Below are 2831 nucleotides of genomic sequence, written 5' to 3'. Positions count from 1 at the left end.
ATTTTTGCTGCACTGAGTTTTGGGAAAAGATCTCTTGAGATGTTTCTATATGCCGGTAATCTCTGTAACTCTTCCTTTTGGCTGAAAAAATCATTTTGGCTCAAAAGGATATTATAAACCTCTTCTTTTTGTGCCTGGGTAATCCCATCGTAATCACTCAAAAGCAACCTTAGATCAAACCAATCATTGCTTCTGTATTCGGTTTCAATCTTGGTTCCTCTTAAATTCCTGCTCTCTTGGAGTTGGTCTGTTACGAACTCAGCTCTTTTTTGTGCGAGGGCCGGTATATTATCTCTGGAATCAGGGGATTTCAAACCTGTCACTATTACTTTGTTGATTTTCTTACCTGGCTCTCCTAAAGTAAAAAAATCTCTAAGTGAAAGTGGTAAAACAGGAACTTCCTTATTGGCACTTCCCGGTTGAAAAGAAACAATGAATTCCCTAGTTTCAATGGCATTCCTGCCTGAAAAATCTTTTTCCAAATAAATCCCAATATCCGGAATGGGTTCATCCGGAATAATCTGACCAATCCTAGTTAAAAGAGGAGAGGTTTCCAAACCCTCTGCCAATGTTTTAGTGGGGGATTGAAAAACATCCTTTCTTTTTTCAACCAAGCCCTTCATTATCAGGGTACCCTGTTCCATTCCCGGCAAATACGGAAAAACATATCTTTCATCCACTTTAGCCTCCACTAGGCTTTTGGTGAATGCACCATCATAGGGCACTATTTCCCCCAATCTCAATGCGCCTTCACCATATATATATTCAGGAAACAGGGTGATTTTTGTATCTTTGTTCAACAATTCCAATGGAATGGCACCTTCAATCCTGAACCGGACAGAATCGCGATGTAACTCTAAGACCTCAGGTTTGGCATATATCCCATTCAGAAGGCTATCATATTTTCCTATTTTTGGACTACAAGATCCGATGAGTAATACAGAACCAAAAAAAAGCAAAGATTTTATGGACAATTTAAACATTTGGCATTCAATTAGATTATTGAAAATAAATTCTTATTTTTATTCGAATTAATAAAACCAGCTATTATGAATGAATTAAAATTATTCTTTGAAGAAAGGGCTTTTGGAGTCTGTTCCAAGTTGGGTGAAAAACTTAATTTTCCAATTGATAGCATCCGGTTATTTTTCATTTATAGTTCTTTTATCACTTTAGGTTCTCCTGTTATTATCTACACAAGCCTTGCAATGATGATGAAAGTTAGGAAATACTTGAGGAAAATGAACAATCCTGTCTTATTTGATTAGATTGTTTTACTTTGACGGTAACATTCCTTTTCTGATTTGGGCCAAGTGCCTATAAGTCGCTAAATTTCTTTTTCCCTCTTATATAGTAATCCCATAAGATTGATTTTCTCAATGGATTACTGTCTTTATTGGACAATATTGGTGCCAAGGGATAATTTTGCTTTATGTTTTTGAGTTTGTGAAATGCCAAATGCGCTCGGAACACTTCTTTGGAATCATCTGATTTTCCATTCAATAAAAATGAAAATGCCGCCAAAAAATCCAATCCCAGCCTTACAAAATAGATGATCAAGAACCTTTCCTTTTTGAGGTTGTTGTAAAGCATCAATAAATTATTCCTGAAATTCAGATGGGTTTTAAATGGATTGGTCCTTGATAACGTTGCCCCGCCAACATGCCATATTTTCACATTGCCTAGGTAACCTATTTTGTACCCTTCCCTTTTGAATCTCCAACAGAGATCGATTTCCTCCATATGGGCAAAAAACCTTTGATCAAAGCCCCCTATTTCATGGAAGCAGGATGATCGCAAAACCATACACGCACCAGAAGCCCAGTCTACTTCAATAGGGTCATCGTATTGATTGGTATCCTTTTCAATAGACGAAAATATTCTTCCCCTACAATAAGGATAACCCAAACTGTCAACAAAACCTCCCCCAGCTCCGGCATAATCAAAATATTCTTGATTTTGATATGAAAGGATTTTTGGCTGTATCGCTGCAAAATTTGAATGTTCCTCCATCCATGTAATCAAATTTAAATCCCATTCAGGACTCACTTTAATATCCGAATTGAGCAAAATATAAAATTCAAATTCTCCCTTTATTTGACGTAAAGACTGATTATAACCTCCTACGTATCCTGAGTTCTCTTTTAATTCAATCAATCTGAGCTGAGGATAATCATTTTCCAAAAATGGGAGAGAATCGTCCTGACTGGCATTATCAACGACTATAATTGAGTAATGAGAATGTTTCAATACTGAAGGCAAAAATGTGCGGAGCATATCTTCTCCGTTGTAATTCAGAATAACAATGGCCGCTTTTTGCATCAAAACATATTACCGAAATCCATACCTGGAATATTGGGCATCATTCCATCTGTGGCGGATTTCAATTCTTCTTTGATTTTTATTTCAATCTGCTCCATGGCCTTATTAGTGGCTGCCACAATCAGATCAGTCAACATTTCCTTGTCTGATAAATTCACCAAAGAATCGTCCATTTCAATTTTGATTACTTTTCTATTGCCGTTAACAGTTACTCTTACAAGCCCTGCCCCGGATTCGCCTTCAGTAGTAAGGTAAACAAGCTTGCCCTGAGCATCTTTAATTTTAGCTTGGGCTTCTTTTACCTTGTTCATTATTGTCATCATATCAAACATATCTTTCAATTTAATTTTGGACAAATATACAGTATTTCAATTCAGTTGATAAATTATATGGTTGTACGCTTCTATGCTAGTAACCCAATATTCTACTTCAAACAGGTTGGATGTCCGAAGTCGGATGTCCGATGTGCTGGACAATTCAGTTTCCTAGCAAGAAATATTGAATTATCA

The 2831-nt window shown here is 36.6% G+C and carries 3 protein-coding genes and 1 pseudogene; 1 reads left to right on the top strand and 3 read right to left on the bottom strand.

Annotation, left to right across the window (positions count from 1 at the left end; all coding sequences use genetic code 11):
* Nucleotides 1-983: pseudogene (locus tag ACEW8U_RS19875) on the bottom strand (tetratricopeptide repeat protein); the annotation flags it as partial.
* A gap of 66 nt (nt 984-1049) precedes the next feature.
* On the opposite strand from ACEW8U_RS19875, the gene ACEW8U_RS19870 reads away from it, so the two are divergent.
* Complete coding sequence (locus tag ACEW8U_RS19870) at nt 1050-1268, top strand: PspC family transcriptional regulator (RefSeq protein ID WP_373523802.1); 219 nt, start codon at nt 1050-1052, stop codon at nt 1266-1268.
* 49 nt (nt 1269-1317) lie between these two features.
* Here the strand turns inward: ACEW8U_RS19870 and ACEW8U_RS19865 are convergent, their stop codons facing one another.
* Both ACEW8U_RS19865 and ACEW8U_RS19860 read right to left on the bottom strand, forming a co-directional pair.
* Nucleotides 1318-2322 (bottom strand): glycosyltransferase family 2 protein, encoded by a 1005-nt coding sequence (locus ACEW8U_RS19865; protein WP_373523801.1) that lies wholly within the window; start codon nt 2320-2322, stop codon nt 1318-1320.
* Nucleotides 2322-2654, bottom strand: a complete 333-nt coding sequence (locus tag ACEW8U_RS19860) for a YbaB/EbfC family nucleoid-associated protein (RefSeq protein WP_373523803.1) — start codon at nt 2652-2654, stop codon at nt 2322-2324. Before ACEW8U_RS19860 ends, ACEW8U_RS19865 begins: the two co-directional genes overlap by 1 nt.
* Nucleotides 2655-2831: the final 177 nt, after the last annotated feature.

The organism is Aquiflexum sp., from assembly GCF_041751335.1.
Classification (GTDB): Bacteria; Bacteroidota; Bacteroidia; order Cytophagales; family Cyclobacteriaceae; genus Aquiflexum.
The sequence above is the reverse complement of the archived record's forward strand: the minus strand, read 5'-3'. Positions and strand labels throughout refer to the sequence as shown.

What these genes read in the sequence shown, in the direction of transcription:
- ACEW8U_RS19870 (WP_373523802.1), top strand. Translation starts at nt 1,050, where the DNA reads ATGAATGAATTAAAATTATTCTTTGAAGAAAGGGCTTTTGGAGTCTGT.
- ACEW8U_RS19860 (WP_373523803.1), bottom strand. Translation starts at nt 2,654, where the DNA reads ATGTTTGATATGATGACAATAATGAACAAGGTAAAAGAAGCCCAAGCT.
- ACEW8U_RS19865 (WP_373523801.1), bottom strand. Translation starts at nt 2,322, where the DNA reads ATGCAAAAAGCGGCCATTGTTATTCTGAATTACAACGGAGAAGATATG.